A 14875-nucleotide genomic window follows, 5' to 3' on the forward strand; every position below is an offset into this window, starting at 1 on the left:
CTCCAGCCCCGCCGGGCGGCGGGCGGTGCGACACGGATGACACTGTCCCGATCATCGTCCCAGGCGGCGTCTCCGGCCAGCCACCGCACACGCTCCGGTGCACTGCGCGCACGTCCCCCCGCACCAACGCTGGCACGGGGGGACGGTCGGTGATCAGGTCACCCGATCACTGCTGGGGACACAGGGCGGGCTCAGACCGGGCGGCCACGGAGCCGCCGGTAGTGCCCGACCAGGGCGGCCGTGGAGGCGTCCGCGTCGATCTCCGGGCTGCCCATGTCCGGCGCCGCCTCGCTGGTCAGGGCCGGGGCGAGCTGGCGGGCCATCACCTTGCCGAGCTCCACGCCCCACTGGTCGAAGGAGTCGATCTGCCAGATCGCGCCCTGGGTGAAGACGGTGTGCTCGTAGAAGGCGATCAGCTGCCCCAGCGTCGACGGGGTCAGCTTCGGCGCCAGGATCGTCGTCGAGGGCCGGTTGCCGGGCATCACCTTGTGCGGGACGACGTGGGCCGGCGTCCCGTCGGCGGCGACCTCCTCCGCCGTCTTGCCGAACGCCAAGGCAGCGCTCTGGGCGAACATGTTGGCCATCAGCAGGTCGTGCATCTCGCCGATGTCGTGGTTCGGCTCGCCGAACCCGATGAAGTCGGCCGGGATGAGCGAGGTGCCCTGGTGCAGCAGCTGGTGGAAGGCGTGCTGGCCGTTGGTGCCGGGCTCGCCCCAGTACACCTCGCCGGTCGCCGTCGTCACCGGCTGCCCGTCGGCCCGCACGGACTTGCCGTTGCTCTCCATCGTCAGCTGCTGCAGGTAGGCCGGCAGCCGGGACAGGTACTGGCTGTAGGGCAGGACCGCGTGGCTCTGGGCACCGAAGAAGTCGGTGTACCAGACGTTGAGCAACCCCTGGACCAGCGGCATGTTCTCCGCGAGGGGCGCGGTGCGGAAGTGCTCGTCGACGGCGTGGAAGCCGGCGAGCATCTCGGCGTAGGCGTCCGGTCCGATCGCGACCATGAGCGAGAGCCCGATCGCCGAGGTGAAGGAGTAGCGGCCGCCCACCCAGTCCCAGAACTCGAACATGTTCGCGGTGTCGATGCCGAACTCGGCCACGGCGTCGGTGTTGGTGGAGACCGCGACGAAGTGCTTCGCCACCGCCGACTCGTCGGCACCCGAGGCCAGCAGCCAGTCCCGGGCCACGGTGGCGTTGGTGAGCGTCTCCAGGGTGGTGAAGGTCTTGGAGCAGACGACGAAGAGGGTGGTCGCCGGGTCCAGGTCGCGAGTCTTCTCGGCGAAGTCGGTCGGGTCGATGTTGGAGACGAAGCGGGCGGTGATCCCGCGGTCGCTGTAGTCGGCGAGGGCGGTGTAGGCCATCGCCGGGCCGAGGTCGGAGCCACCGATGCCGATGTTCACCACGGCCCGGATGCGCTCGCCGGTGTGCCCCTTCCACTCCCCCGACCGCACCCGGTCGGCGAAGGTGCGCATCGTGGCCAGCACCGCGTGCACGTCGGCGCTGACGTCCTGGCCGTCGACGGTGAGCGGCACCGACTCCGGTGCCCGCAGCGCCACGTGCAGGACGGCGCGGTCCTCGGTGGTGTTGATGTGCTCACCGCGGAACATCGCCGCGATCCGCTCCGGGACGCCGGCCCGCTCGGCCAGCGCGGTCAGCAGCTGGAGCGTCTCGTCGGTGACCCGGTGCTTGGCGAGGTCGACGTGCAGGTCGCCGGCGGTGCCGGTCAGCCGCTCACCGCGGCCGGGGTCCTCGGCGAACAGCTCGCGCAGCGTCCGGGCGCCGACCGCGCGGTGGTGGTCGGCAAGGGCTGCCCACTCGTCGGTCGCGGTGATGTCCATGCTGCTGCCTCCAGTGTCCGGCCAGGGTCTCTCGGGACAGGTGCGCAGCGATGCCGCAGCACAAACCCCGGGCATGATCATGCCCGGGGTCTGACCGCTGCCCGGCGCGGCCCTCCCCGCAGCGGCAGCAGGGGTCGGCCGCCGCCTGCGGCCGACCCCCGGGACGCCGTCAGGCGGCGCTGATCCCCTCGCCCTCCGCCGACTGGACCTGATCGACCCGGTCCTCGGCCGCCAGCCGGGTGAGCTCGGCACCGGCCTCGGCGTCCCGGGTCAGGTTGTCCCCCGTCGTCGGGTCGAAGACGTGCACCTTGCGGCTGTCCAGCCAGAACTCGGCGTCCCGGCCCTCCCGGATCCGGCTGGTCGCGTCGATGGACACGATCGCCTGGGTGCGCAGCTCCTCGGAGTCCAGCTCCTTGGACAGCTCGCGCAGCTGGGTGCGGATCTCGTCGGGCGCCTCGTAGGGGATGTAGGCGAACTGCGAGTCACCGAGCCACTCGGTGACGTCCACCCGGGCGGTGAACACCGAGCCGAGCGGCCGCTTGGCCTCGTCGACCAGGGATGCGTCCTCGAAGTACTCCGGTCGGATGCCGACCAGCAGGAGGTCTCGGCCGGCGACCGCGGCCGCCCGGCGCTCGTCGAGCTCGATGTCGCCGAACGGCGTGGTGAGCCGGGAGCCCTCGAGCTGGGCCGGGAGGAAGTTCATCGGCGGCGAGCCGATGAAGCCGGCGACGAAGAGGTTGACCGGCTGCTCGTACAGCTCGCGCGGTGAGGCGACCTGCTGGATCTTGCCCTTGCGCAGGACGCAGACCCGGTCGCCGAGCGTCATCGCCTCGGTCTGGTCGTGGGTGACGTAGACGGTGGTGATGCCCAGCCGGCGCTGCAGCCGGGAGATCTCGGTGCGCATCTGGCCGCGGAGCTTGGCGTCCAGGTTCGACAGCGGCTCGTCGAAGAGGAACGCCTCGGCCTGGCGCACGATCGCCCGGCCCATCGCCACCCGCTGGCGCTGACCACCGGAGAGGTTGGCCGGCTTGCGCTCCAGGTGCTCGTGCAGCTCCAGGACGTCGGCCGCCTCGTTCACCCGCCGCTGCACCTCCGCGTCCTCCACCTTGGCCAGCCGCAACGGGAAGGCGATGTTCTCGAACACGCTCAGGTGCGGGTACAGCGCGTAGTTCTGGAAGACCATCGACAGGTTGCGCTCCCGCGGTGCCTTGTCGTTGACCCGGGTGCCGCCGATCACCATGTCGCCGCTGGTGATGTCCTCCAGCCCGACGATCATCCGCAGCAACGTGGACTTCCCGCAGCCGGACGGGCCGACGAGGATCATGAACTCCCCCTCGTCGATGTCCAGGCTCACGTCGTTCACCGCCGGGAAGCCGTCGCCGTACTTCTTGACGATGTTCTTCATCTCGATCGAGGCCATCAGTTCGTCCCTTTCACGATCAGCATGGGTCGGCGGGAGGGCGTCAGCCCTTGACGGCGCCGTTGGTGAGGCCGGCGACGATGCGCCGCTGGAAGAGCAGGACCAGGACGATGACCGGGATGGTGACGATGACCGCGGCCGCGGAGATCGCACCGGTGGGGTCCTCGAACTGGGAGGCACCGGAGAACAACCCGAGGGCCGCCGGCACCGGTCGCGCGGCCTCGGTCGAGGTCAGCGAGATCCCGTACACGAAGTCGTTCCAGGCGATGAAGAACGCGATGATCGCCGTGGTGAACACCCCGGGTGCCGCCAGCGGGACGATCACCTTGCGGAACGCCTGCCAGGTGGTGGCGCCGTCGACCTGCGCGGCCTGCTCCATCTCCCAGGGGATCTCCCGGAAGAACGCCGACATCGTCCAGATCGAGATCGGCAGCGTGAGGGACAGGTACGGGATGATCAGCCCGGGCCAGGTGTCGTAGAGCCCGATGTTGCGCCACAGGTTGAACAGCGGCGTGACGATCGAGATCACCGGGAAGATCGCCACCGCCAGCGCCGTCCCGAGGATGAACTTCTTCCCCGGGAAGTCCAGCCGGGCGATCGCATAGGCGGCGAACATGGCCAGCAGGCAGGAGATCGCCGTGGCGATCAGGCAGATGCCGAACGAGTTGCGCAACGCCGGCAGGAAGAGGTCGCTGGCCCCACCGGTCAGGATCAGGGAGTAGTTCTCCCACGTCGGGGCGCCGGGGAGGAAGTTGCCGTTGTTCAGGGCGCTGGGCGCCTTGAACGACAGCGACACGATCCAGGCGATCGGGAACAGCGCGTAGATGACGATCGCCACGCCGGCGACGCCCCACCAGGTCTTCTCCTTGCTCGTCATCAGCCTTCCCCCCTCGACTGGGACAGGTCGACCTTGAAGCCCTTGATGAAGCTCATGGCGATGAACACGACCGCCAGGAAGAGCAACACCGAGACCGCCGACCCCAACCCGATCTCCAGCCGCGAGATGGTCTGCCGGTAGGCGAGGAAGGAGACCGACTCGGTCGCGTTCGCCCCGCCGGTCATGATGAAGATGCTGTCGAAGACCCGGAACGCGTCCAGGGTGCGGAACAGCAGGGCCACCATGATCGCGGCCTTCATGTTCGGCAGGGTGACCTTGCGCATCCGCTGCCACCAGCTCGCCCCGTCGACCTTCGCCGCCTCCTGCAGCACCTCCGGCACCTGGGCGAGCCCGGCCAGCAGGAGCAGCGAGATGAACGGCGTGGTCTTCCAGATCTCGGCGAGACAGATGACCAGCAGCGAGGTCCAGGTGCCACCGAACCAGTCGGTGTCCCCGCTGATGCCCGGCAGCCAGCCGAACCAGCTGTTGACGAAGCCGGTCTGGATGTCGAAGGCGAACTGCCAGGCGAAGGCCGACACCACGGTGATGACCGCGTAGGGGATGAGGATCGCGGCCCGCAGCACCGGCCGGATCGTGCTCAACGCCTTGGCCATCACCATGGCGAGGGCGAAGCCCAGGACCAGCTCCACGGCGACGGTCACCAGGGTGATGAACCCGGTGACCAGCAGGGACCGCCACCACAGCCAGTCGCTCAGGATCACCCCGTAGTTCGACAGCCCGGTGAAGGACCGGTTGTCCGGGTCGGTCAGCCGGAAGTCGAAGAGCGAGTCGTAGACCGCCTGGGCGATCGGGTAGGCGGTCACCAGCAGCATCACCGCCAGGGCGGGGCCGGCCAGCAGCCAGCCGAGCTTCCGCTCGCTCTTGGCCCGGTCGCTGGTCTTGGCGTCCGGGGCGGAGACCGGTTGGGTCTTCTCCGCCGGGGGGAGCGTCGTGGTGCTCACCGGATCACCCCCTCGGCGGTGGACGGATGCGCGGAGACCCGCGTCGCGTGCTCGGTCACAGCAACTGCTCCTTCCGCAACACGGCGTTGATCAGTTCGGTGGCCTGCTCCGGCGTCTGCTCGGGCTCGACCGACGACGGCGGGTGGTAGACGCGCTGGATCCCGCCGGAGACCTCGCTGTAGTACGGCGTCTGCGGCCGGGGCGCCGCGAGCTCGAGGGAGTCCCGGATGGTCGGGGCCATCGGGAACTGCTCGAGCACCTCCGGGTCGTCGTAGACCGCGGTGTCCGAGGCCGGGTTGCCGTTGGTGACGAAGTAGTAGGCCTGGTTCTCCGTCGAGGTGATGCACTCGGTGGCCGCGAAGGCGAGGTCCGGGTGCTCGCTGAAGGCGCCGACGCCCAGGTTGATCCCGCCGTAGGGCGGCGCGGCGGGGGTGTCGGCGTCCACCCGCGGGTAGATCGCCCAGCCGTAGTCCTCCGGCACCGAGGCGTCCATCGTCCCGGCCTCCACCCCGGCCAGGGCCCGGGGGTAGATGAACGGGTAGTTCACGTTGAACCCGCCGTTGGGGCCCTCGAACGCCGTCGCCGTGGAGTCCTCGTTCGCCGTCGACAACGCCGGACCGGCCGTGCCGCTGGTGGCGATCATGCGCATCACCTCGGCGGCGCGGATCCCGGCCTCGGACGTCAGCCCCAGTTCGATCTCCGAGGGGTCGGTCGAGTTCTCCTCGATGATCGACCCACCGGCTGACTCGATGAGGGCGTTGAACCAGACGGTGAGGGCCTCGGCGCGGATCCCCTGCACCCCGACCTGCACGTCCTGCTCCTGGGCGGCCTGCACGATCTCGTCCCAGGTGACCGGCTGGCTCATGTCCAGCCCGGCCGCCTCCGCCACCGACTCGCGGTACCAGAGCAGCTGCGTGTTCGCCCAGAACGGGACGGCGACCAGCTCGTCGTTCCAGGTGGAGCCCTCGATCGCGCTCTCCACCACGTCCTCGGTGACCCGGTCGGCGACGTCCTCGGGCACGGGTGCGAGGAAGCCCGCCTCGGCGAACTCCGGGATGAACGGTGGGTCCAGGCTCATGATGTCGATCGAGGCGTCGTTGGCCGCGAGCCGCCGGATCAGCTGCTCCCGCTGCTGGGACGCCTCGCGCGGCAGCACCGCCGACTCGATCACGTACTCGCCGTCGGCAGCCTCGGTGCACCGGGCAGCGATCTCGGCCTGACCGCCGGAGTCCGGGTTGGTGTACCAGGTGAGCGTCGGCACGCCCCCCTCGTCGCTGCCGCAGGCCGCGAGCACGGAGCTCAGCAGACCGGCCGCAGCGGCACCGGCGATCCCCCGCCGCCGCCTGCGGGAGTGGGGAGGACCGGCCCGACCGGTCCGCATGCTGTCGTCTCCGACCCTGCTGACGTCCGGCACCGAGCCACCACCTCCATCGCCTCCAGCGACGTGTGTGGTCGCTGCGGACCTCGGAGAGTGGCCTTGGTCACACCGGCTGTCAACCGGAACGAGATCCTGTCGAGACCTCCCGCCGGATGCCCCGGCGGAAGAGACTCAGCGGGGGTCGGACCGGTGCGCCATCACCGACGGCGTGGTCAGCTGGACCGGCATCCGCGGCAGCACGTTCTGTACGTAGGAGCGCACGGCAGCCCAGGTCCCGACGTCGAAACCGGCCCCCTCGGACAGGAACCAGCGGTGCTCCAGCACCTCGTGGAACACCTCGGCGGGTTCCAGTCGGCCGGCCAGCTCGTCGGGGACCGCGCCCACCACGGGCAGGTACACCTCGGTCAGCCAGCGGTGGCCGGCGACGGTCTCCGGCACCGGGCGGCCGCTCCGCTGCTCCAGGTAGGCGCGATAGGACCACAGGTCGTTGAGGAGCCGCTGCGCCTGGTTCTCCTGCACCTCCAGGCCGGTCAGCCGGACCAGCTCACGCCGGTGCTGCCCGGGCTCGGCGACCCGGGTCTCCACCCGCAGCCGTGCACCGTCCCCGGAGGTGACCAGCTCGATCTCCCCGACGTCGAACCCGAGGTCGTTGATCCGCTGCAGCCGCTCGGCGACCCGGATCGCCTGCTCGTCGGCGCGGAAGACCTCCTCCCGGGTCACCTCCTCCCACAGTGCCTCGTACCGGACCGGCAGGCTGTCGGCGATCTCGATCGGGTCGATCTCCGGCGCGAGCAGCTCCCCGGACTGCAGGTCCATCAGCTCGGCACCGACCCGCTCGCGGGCCAGGTCGACGTCGTAGGCCCGCTTGCGCGCCGACAGCGTGGGGTGGCGCTCCGCGGTCTCCGCGTCGACCAGGTAGGCGGTGAAGGTCCCCGCGTCCAGCCGGAAGAGCGTGTTGGACAGCGAGCAGTCGCCCCAGTAGACGCCGGCCAGGTGCAGCCGCACCAGCAGCTCCACCAGGGTGTCCAGCAGCTTCATCGGGTCGTCCGCGGCGCGCGGGCCGGAGAACAGGTACCGGTAGGACATCGAGTACTCGAGGTACCGGGTGACCAGGATGGCCTGCTGGTCGTCGGGCCGGTCGACGCAGATGCCCAGCACCGACACCGACGGCAACCCCTCCCCCTCGAACTCGGCGAGCAGCGCGTACTCGTGCCGGGCCAGCGGTTCGGCGATCTCCTTGAGGGCGTAGACGCGGCCCTCCGACACGGTGAACCGGACGACGTGCCGCGAGATGCCGCGCTGCGGCACCTCGAGCAGCAGGGACTCGTCCCACTCCTCCAGCGGCTGGTGCCACGGCAGGGACAGCAGGCCGGCGGCCTCGGTGGCCGGGGGCCGGAACAGGTACCGCATCACGCGCTCCGCTGGTGGTCTGGCACGGGGTCCGACTCGGGCGGGCCGCCCGTCACGATGTCACGTGTCCGGGTCGACGGCCCTCTGTGGCGGCTGGACGGCACGCGGCCGTCCCGGTCGGCAGGGACCGGGACGGCCGTGGCGATGCGCGCGTGCGTCAGCCGACGAGCTGACCGGTCACGACGGCGGCCTGCGCGGCCCGCTCCTGCACCGTGCCCGGCTGCAGCACCAGGCCCAGCAGCCAGCGGCAGACCAGCTCGGCCTCGGGGCGGGAGATGCGCAGCGCCGAGCCGAGGGTGACGACGACGTCGCCCCAGCGGTCGGCGTCCAGCGCCATCATCTGCACGAGGGTCTCCGGCTCGGTCTCGGCCAGCCGGCGCAGCACCGGGTGCCCGCCGACCTCCTCGGCCAGCGCGGGGACGGCGACGGTCAGCGGGAGCTCGGCGGCGAGCGCGGCCAGCCGGTCCAGCTCGTAGGCGATGAGCGCGTGCGCCACGTCGTCCTTGGTGCGGAAGTGGTTGTACAGCGTGGCCTTGGCGACCCCGGCGGCGGCGGCGACGTGCTGCATCGTGGTCTTGCGGACCCCGCGCTCGGCGAAGGCCGCCCGGGCCCCGGTGAGCAGTCCGCGCCGCGTGCGGCTCATCGGCACCCCGGCGCGCGCGGGACGACGGGAGTCCTGACGTGGGGTCGTGGGGCGCGGGGCCGGCACGGCGACCGCCAGCGAGGGCACCGGCGCGGTCAGGTGGTGGCCGGCCGGCGGCGGCTGCAGGAGCGCGGCCCCGACCGGCACCGGGGTCGTCAGGTGCTGCCCGCCCGCAGCGGCGGCCTCGGCGGCCGCGGACTCGGCAGCGTCGGCCGCCAGCACGGTGACCCCGCCCCGGCCGGTGACGGTCGGCACCGGGAGCGAGGGGTGCTGCGGCAGCGGGGGACGGGATCCGGGGGAAGACATGGACACTTTGTGCCCGTTCCGTCGCACTGGGTCAAGGAGGTGGACCCTGAGCGGGCTTCGTGTCGCGTTCGCCGGCCCGTCTGGACGGATCAAGGCCTGGATGGGGGCCCGGGTGCTGCGTGGAAGCCCGCTCAGGCAGCGAGCGAGACGGCCCCACGGGCACGGGTGGCCGCGCGGGCCGACTGGCCGATGCCCACGAGCGCCAGGGCCGGCTCGGCGACCGGCGCCTCGACAGCCGCCTGCTCGGCCGGCTGGTCGGCAGCCTCCGCGGCTGCGGCCTCCTCGTCCCCGGCTCCCGGGCGGGCGACGGCGACCGGACGGACCGGGCGACCGGTCGGCTCGGTGAGCCGCATCTCCAGGCTCACCTCCGCCAGCAGGTCGGCCAGCTCCACGTCCAGGGCGTCGCAGATGGAGGCGAGCAGCTCGGAGGATGCCTCCTTCTGGCCGCGCTCCACCTCCGAGAGGTACCCCAGGCTCACCCGGGCTGCGCCGGAGACGTCGCGCAGCGTCCGCCGCTGGCGCAGCCGGTGGCCCCGCAGGGTGTTCCCCAGCTGGGTGCGCAGCAGCGTCATGGCCGTCTCCTGTCCACTCTCACGAGCAGGTCGAACGAGCAGCGCCGCTGACCAGATCGGTCGGGAGACGCCGTGTGCTCACCGTACGCGGCCATGACCCGGGTCACCGTGCCGGTGGAGGTCCGTCCGCTCATGGCGTAACACCCCCGCCGTCCCCCGGCTTCCCGGGGAGCGGGTGCTCGGCCAGCCGACCCAGCAGCCGCACCATCGCCTCCTGCACCGCCCCGGCGCGCACCGCAGCGCGGTCGCCGGGGTGGTCCAGCTCGTGGACGACGGTGACCAGCCCGTCGCTGAGGCCCAGGTACACCCGGCCGGGGGCGTGCCCGTCGACCGGGTCGGGGCCGGCCACCCCGGTGAGACCGACGCCCCAGGTGGCGGCGCAGCGGCTGCGGATCCCCTCGGCGAGCGCAGCCGCGGCGGGTTCGCTCACCGGCCCCGAGGTGGCCAGCAGCTCCGGGGCGACCCCGGCCAGCGTCGTCTTCAGGTCGGTGGCGTACGCGACGACCCCACCGCGCAGCGTGGCGCTGGCGCCGGGCACCGCGGCGAGGGTGGCGCAGAACAGGCCGGCGGTCAGCGACTCGGCGGCCGCGACCGTCTCACCCCGGGCCAGCAGCGCCTCGTGCAGCTGCTGTGCCGCCTCGGCGGTGCCCGGCGAGCTCATCGGCGGCCCCCACCGGCACCGGGTTCGTCACCCGCGCCTGTCCGCCGGGCCGCCGCCGCCCGCATGGCCCGTGCGCTGGTCCGGCGCAGCTTCACGGCCCGGTAGACGTAGTCGACGCCGGTGGCGACGGTCAGCACGAACGCCGCGGCCATCACCCACCACCGGGCCGTCCCGAACAGCCCGTCGATGGGCAGTATGTACATCCCGATGGCCAGCGACTGGAGCACGGTCTTGGCCTTGCCACCGCGGCTGGCGGCGATCACGCCGTGCCGGATGACCCAGAACCGCAGCAGGGTGACCCCGATCTCGCGGACCACGATGGTCACCGTCACCCACCACGGGAGCAGGCCCAGCACGGACAGGCCGATCAGCGCGGTGCCGGTGAGCGCCTTGTCGGCGATCGGGTCGGCGAGCTTGCCGAACTCGGTCACCTGGTTGGTGCGGCGGGCGATCATGCCGTCCAACTGGTCGGTGACGATCGCGAGGACGAAGAAGAGGGTGGCCCAGCCGCGGCGCGCGTCGTCCGCTCCACCCTCGGACAGCAGGAGGAGCGCGAACAGCGGGACGACCGCCAGCCGGAGCATGGTGAGCGCGTTGGGCAGGTTGAGCAGCCGGGCGCTCTGCGGCGGCGTCGCCGCCGGGTCGACCGGCCCCCCTGGTGCCACCGCGCCCATCGGGTCAGACCCCGGCTGGTGCGACGAGCGCCGGCACCCCGTGCGCGGGCAGCAGCGCCCGGGCGACCAGGTCGACGCCCTCGGTGTCGACCACCTCGGCCTGGACCAGCTGGCCGGCGACCGCGTCGGCGGGCACGCCGGAGACGGTCGTCGTGCCGTCGGCGTCGGGGTCCTGGTGCGCGGCGTGACCGGCCCAGGTGCCGGGCTCCTCGTCGTCGGACAGGTCCTCGGTGAGGAGCACCTCCACGGTGCTGCCGATCCGCTCCTCGGCGCGCTGGGCGGTCAGCTCCTCGACCAGGTCGGTGATCCGCCGCACGCGGGCGTCGATCTCCACCTGGTCGTGCTTGCCGGGCAGTCCGAGCGCCTCGGTGCCGTCCTCGTCGGAGTAGCCGAACACCCCGACGGCGTCCAGCCGCCCCTCGGTGAGGAAGCGCTCGAGCTCGGCGACGTCGTCCTCGGTCTCGCCGGGGAACCCGAGGATGACGTTGGTGCGGAAGCCCGCACCGGGCGCCAGGGCCCGGGCCCGCTCGATGATGCCGAGGAAGTCCTCGGTGCCGCCGAAGCGCCGCATCCGGCGCAGCAGCGTCGGCGAGGAGTGCTGGAAGGACAGGTCGAAGTAGGGGGCGATGCCCGGGGTCGCGGCGATCACCTCGAGCAGTCCGGGCCGCAGCTCGGCCGGCTGCAGGTAGGCCACCCGCACGCGGGCGATGCCGTCGACGGCGGCCAGCTGGGGCAGCAGCTTCTCCAGCGAGCGGAGGTCGCCGGTGTCCTTGCCGTAGGAGGTGGAGTTCTCGCTCACCAGGACGATCTCGGTGACCCCCTGCGAGGCCAGCCACTGGGCCTCGCCGAGCACCTCCCCGGCCGGGCGGGAGACGAAGGAGCCACGGAAGGTGGGGATGGCGCAGAAGGCGCAGCGCCGGTCGCAACCGGAGGCGATCTTCAACGCCGCGGACGGGCCGCTGGCCAGTCGCTTGCGACGGAGCCAGTCGTGGCCGGGGATGGCCGGCGCGTCCGGGGCCTGGGTCGCCGCCGTCCGCTGCACCGGGCTGATCGGCAGCAGCGTGCGCCGGTCCTTCGGGGTGTGCGGGACCAGCGGCCGGCCGGTGAGCACGTCGTCCAGCCGGTCGCCGATGGCGCCGTAGTCGTCGAAGCCCAGCACGGTGGCCTCGGGCAGCGCCCCGGCCAGCTCGGCGCCGTACCGCTCGGCCATGCAGCCGACGGCGATCACCTCGGCGCCGGAGTCGGTGGCGGCGAGGATCGCGTCGACCGAGTCCTTCTTGGCGCTCTCGATGAACCCGCAGGTGTTCACCAGGACGGCGTCGGCGGCCTCGCCGTCGGCGACCAGTTCGTACCCGTCACCGGCCAGGCGTCCGGCGAGCTCCTCGGAGTCCACCTCGTTGCGGGCACAGCCGAGGGTGACGACGGCAACGCGCCGCGGAGCGGGACCGGCGGGCTGCCCTTCGGGGGATGTCATGGGTCTGGGCAGGGCTGGCACCGCACCATCGTAGGCGTCGCCCGGACCCCCGACCGGCGACACCGGTGCAGGGTCCGCGCTCAGCCCTCTCCCCCGCGCAGGGTGAACATGACCGATTCCAGCTCGTCGGGCTTGATGAGCACGTCCCGGGCCTTGGAGCCCTCCGACGGCCCGACGATGCCGCGGCTCTCCATCAGGTCCATCAGCCGCCCCGCCTTGGCGAAGCCCACGCGCAGCTTGCGCTGCAGCATCGAGGTGGAGCCGAACTGGCTGGTGACGACGAGCTCGACGGCCTGGACCAGCAGCTCCAGGTCGTTGCCGATGTCCTCGTCGATCTCCTTCTTCTCCCCCGCCGCGGCGGTGAAGACCTCCTCGCGGTACTCCGGCTCGCCCTGGCGCTTGACGAACTCGACGACCGCCTCGATCTCGGCGTCGGAGACGTAGGCGCCCTGCACGCGGATCGGCTTGCCGGCGCCGATCGGCAGGAAGAGGGCGTCGCCCATGCCGATCAGCTTCTCCGCGCCCGGCTGGTCGAGGATGACCCGGCTGTCGGTGAGGCTGGAGGTGGAGAAGGCCAGCCGCGAGGGCACGTTGGCCTTGATCAGGCCGGTGACGACGTCGACCGAGGGGCGCTGGGTGGCCAGCACCAGGTGGATGCCGGCGGCGCGCGCCTTCTGGGTGATCCGGACGATCGACTCCTCGACGTCCCGCGGCGCGACCATCATCAGGTCGGCGAGCTCGTCGACGATGGTGAGGATGTAGGGGTAGGGCTGGTACACCCGCTCGCTGCCGGGCGGGGTGGTGATCTCGCCGCGCTCGACCTTCTTGTTGAAGTCGTCGATGTGCCGCACCCCGGTGGCGCGCATGTCCTGGTAGCGCTGCTCCATCTCCTCCACCAGCCAGGCCAGCGCGGTGGCGGCCTTCTTGGGGTCGGTGATGATCGGCGTGATCAGGTGCGGGATGCCGTCGTACGGCGTGAGCTCGACCATCTTCGGGTCGACCAGGATCATCCGCAGCTGGTCGGGGGTCGCCCGCAGCAGCAGCGAGGTCAGCAGCGAGTTGATGCAGCTGGACTTGCCGGCACCGGTGGCACCGGCCACCAGCAGGTGCGGCATCTTCGCCAGGTTCGCGCAGACGAAGCCGCCCTCGATGTCCTTGCCCAGGCCCACCAGCATCGGGTGCGGGTCCTGCTTGGCCACCTGGGAGCGCATGACGTCGCCCAGGCTCACCGTCTCGCGGTCGGTGTTGGGCACCTCGACGCCGACCGCGGACTTGCCCGGGATGGGCGCGAGGATCCGGATGTTGTCGTTGGCGACGGCGTAGGCGAGGTTCTTGGTCAGCGCGGTGATCTTCTCGACCTTGACCGCGTTGCCCAGCTCGATCTCGTAGCGGGTCACCGTCGGGCCGCGGGTGTAGCTGGTGACCGCGGCGTCGATGTTGAACTGCTCGAGCACCCCGGTGATCGCCTCGATGGCGACGTCGTTGGCCTTGGACTTGGCCCGGGGCGGGGTGCCGGCGCGCAGCACGCTCACCGAGGGCAGCGTGTAGGCGCCCTCGACCGGCTGGATCCGGAGCTGCTCGGGCTCCTCGATCGGCGGCAGGTCCTCCGGCGGGGCCGTGCGGTCGATGATCGCCGGACGGCGGACCGGCACGGGCTCGGGGGCCGGCTCGTGGACAACCGCCGCCGGGGCGTCGTCCAGGGCACCGAGGTCCACCGCCCCGGTGTCCAGGGTGTCCTCGACCGCGGGGGCCGCGGCCTTGCGCCCCTTGCGCACACGCGGGACCGGCTCGGTCGCCGGCTCCTCGTCCCGGTACTCGTCGTAGTCGTCGTACTCCTCGTCGCCGTCCCGGCCCAGCTGCCGGTCGGCCCACTCCCGCAGGCGTTCGGGCACCTGGTGCACCGGCGTGGCGGTCACGACGAGCACGCCGAAGAACGCGAGCAGGACGAGCAGCAGCACGGTGACGATCGGCCCCACGCCGGCGCTCAGCGGCATGCCGACCGCCCAGCCGAGCAGGCCGCCGGCACCAGTGCGGTCCTGCGGATCAGCGTCCGGGCCGACGACGTGGGCGACGCCGACGACGGCGGCGATCACGCTGAGCCAGCCGATCATCAGCCGCCCGCGCGACTCCGGGTGCGGGGGGTGCCGCAACAGCCGCAGCGCGACCAGGAACAGCACGACCGGCAGCCCGACGGTCAGCGCACCGATCGTCCACTCGACCCCGGTGGCCAGGCCGGCGCCGACCGGACCGATCCCGTTGGTCCAGACGGCCGCTCCCAGCACGATCGCCAGGCCCAGGACAGCGAGGCCGACGCCGTCCCGGCGGTGCTCGGGGCCCAGCGGCTCGGCCTCGTCCGGCCGCGCCACCGAGCGCGCCACGCCGCCGGCGCCGCGGGCCAGCAGGCCCCAGGCGCCGGTCGCACCGCGCCAGAGACTCCCGGCCAGCGTGCCCTGCTTCTTCTTCGGCGCCGGTCGGCGAGCCGCGGTGGAACCGCGCTTGGCCGGGGGGCGCTTCTTGGCAGCGGTGCTGCCCGTGCGCGGGCGTGACGGGGCGCTCCCGCGCGCAGGCGCCCGTTTCGACGTCGACGCGCGAGCAGGCATGCGTCAGACGGTAATCGCCGAGGCCGGTGCCGGGGCCCATCCAGCGCCGCGTGTCCGGCTCGG

At 72.1% G+C, this 14875-nt stretch carries 12 protein-coding genes; all 12 read right to left on the reverse strand.

Features of this window, described 5'->3' with window-relative positions; translation table 11 throughout:
• Positions 1 to 191 precede the first annotated feature (191 nt).
• On the reverse strand, positions 192 to 1835 hold the full coding sequence (gene pgi / locus O2W20_RS21390) for a glucose-6-phosphate isomerase (RefSeq protein WP_269173645.1): 1644 nt from the start codon (positions 1833 to 1835) through the stop codon (positions 192 to 194).
• Positions 1836 to 2004: 169 nt separating this feature from the next.
• Positions 2005 to 3255: an ABC transporter ATP-binding protein gene (locus O2W20_RS21395; protein WP_269173646.1), complete on the reverse strand. Its 1251-nt coding sequence runs from the start codon at positions 3253 to 3255 to the stop codon at positions 2005 to 2007.
• A gap of 43 nt (positions 3256 to 3298) precedes the next feature.
• Positions 3299 to 4132 (reverse strand): carbohydrate ABC transporter permease, encoded by an 834-nt coding sequence (locus tag O2W20_RS21400; protein ID WP_269173647.1) that lies wholly within the window; start codon positions 4130 to 4132, stop codon positions 3299 to 3301.
• The gene (locus tag O2W20_RS21405) at positions 4132 to 5094 is read right to left on the reverse strand and encodes a carbohydrate ABC transporter permease (protein ID WP_269173648.1); all 963 of its coding nucleotides are present in this window, start codon (positions 5092 to 5094) and stop codon (positions 4132 to 4134) included. The genes O2W20_RS21400 and O2W20_RS21405 overlap by 1 nt, the downstream gene beginning before the upstream one ends.
• Before the next feature lie 55 nt (positions 5095 to 5149).
• The gene (locus O2W20_RS21410; protein ID WP_269173649.1) at positions 5150 to 6355 is read right to left on the reverse strand and encodes an extracellular solute-binding protein; all 1206 of its coding nucleotides are present in this window, start codon (positions 6353 to 6355) and stop codon (positions 5150 to 5152) included.
• 288 nt (positions 6356 to 6643) lie between these two features.
• Complete coding sequence (locus tag O2W20_RS21415; protein ID WP_269173650.1) at positions 6644 to 7882, reverse strand: DUF4032 domain-containing protein; 1239 nt, start codon at positions 7880 to 7882, stop codon at positions 6644 to 6646.
• 157 nt (positions 7883 to 8039) lie between these two features.
• A complete protein-coding gene (locus tag O2W20_RS21420) occupies positions 8040 to 8831 on the reverse strand; it encodes a TetR/AcrR family transcriptional regulator (protein WP_269173651.1) in 792 nt (263 codons plus the stop codon).
• A 131-nt stretch (positions 8832 to 8962) separates the two neighbouring features.
• Positions 8963 to 9403 carry a helix-turn-helix domain-containing protein gene (locus O2W20_RS22840; RefSeq protein WP_269173652.1) on the reverse strand — a complete coding sequence of 147 codons (441 nt, stop codon included), beginning with the start codon at positions 9401 to 9403 and terminating at the stop codon, positions 8963 to 8965.
• Between the two features lie 130 nt (positions 9404 to 9533).
• Positions 9534 to 10064, reverse strand: a complete 531-nt coding sequence (locus O2W20_RS21430; RefSeq protein WP_269173653.1) for a CinA family protein — start codon at positions 10062 to 10064, stop codon at positions 9534 to 9536.
• Positions 10061 to 10738 carry a CDP-diacylglycerol--glycerol-3-phosphate 3-phosphatidyltransferase gene (pgsA, locus tag O2W20_RS21435; RefSeq protein ID WP_269173654.1) on the reverse strand — a complete coding sequence of 226 codons (678 nt, stop codon included), beginning with the start codon at positions 10736 to 10738 and terminating at the stop codon, positions 10061 to 10063. The genes O2W20_RS21430 and pgsA overlap by 4 nt, the downstream gene beginning before the upstream one ends.
• Positions 10739 to 10742: 4 nt before the next feature.
• Entirely contained in the window at positions 10743 to 12212 is a 1470-nt protein-coding gene (gene rimO, locus O2W20_RS21440; protein WP_269173655.1) for a 30S ribosomal protein S12 methylthiotransferase RimO, read from the reverse strand.
• Positions 12213 to 12292: 80 nt separating this feature from the next.
• Positions 12293 to 14812 carry an FtsK/SpoIIIE family DNA translocase gene (locus tag O2W20_RS21445; protein ID WP_269173656.1) on the reverse strand — a complete coding sequence of 840 codons (2520 nt, stop codon included), beginning with the start codon at positions 14810 to 14812 and terminating at the stop codon, positions 12293 to 12295.
• Positions 14813 to 14875 lie beyond the last annotated feature (63 nt).

It is taken from the genome of Modestobacter sp. VKM Ac-2982, from assembly GCF_026967935.1.
GTDB lineage: Bacteria > Actinomycetota > Actinomycetes > Mycobacteriales > Geodermatophilaceae > Modestobacter.

Coding starts and splice junctions, on each gene's coding strand:
- O2W20_RS21415 (WP_269173650.1), bottom strand. CDS start 7,882: ATGCGGTACCTGTTCCGGCCCCCGGCCACCGAGGCCGCCGGCCTGCTG.
- rimO (WP_269173655.1), bottom strand. CDS start 12,212: ATGACATCCCCCGAAGGGCAGCCCGCCGGTCCCGCTCCGCGGCGCGTT.
- pgi (WP_269173645.1), bottom strand. CDS start 1,835: ATGGACATCACCGCGACCGACGAGTGGGCAGCCCTTGCCGACCACCAC.
- pgsA (WP_269173654.1), bottom strand. CDS start 10,738: ATGGGCGCGGTGGCACCAGGGGGGCCGGTCGACCCGGCGGCGACGCCG.
- O2W20_RS21395 (WP_269173646.1), bottom strand. CDS start 3,255: ATGGCCTCGATCGAGATGAAGAACATCGTCAAGAAGTACGGCGACGGC.
- O2W20_RS21445 (WP_269173656.1), bottom strand. CDS start 14,812: ATGCCTGCTCGCGCGTCGACGTCGAAACGGGCGCCTGCGCGCGGGAGC.
- O2W20_RS21430 (WP_269173653.1), bottom strand. CDS start 10,064: ATGAGCTCGCCGGGCACCGCCGAGGCGGCACAGCAGCTGCACGAGGCG.
- O2W20_RS21420 (WP_269173651.1), bottom strand. CDS start 8,831: ATGTCTTCCCCCGGATCCCGTCCCCCGCTGCCGCAGCACCCCTCGCTC.
- O2W20_RS22840 (WP_269173652.1), bottom strand. CDS start 9,403: ATGACGCTGCTGCGCACCCAGCTGGGGAACACCCTGCGGGGCCACCGG.
- O2W20_RS21400 (WP_269173647.1), bottom strand. CDS start 4,132: ATGACGAGCAAGGAGAAGACCTGGTGGGGCGTCGCCGGCGTGGCGATC.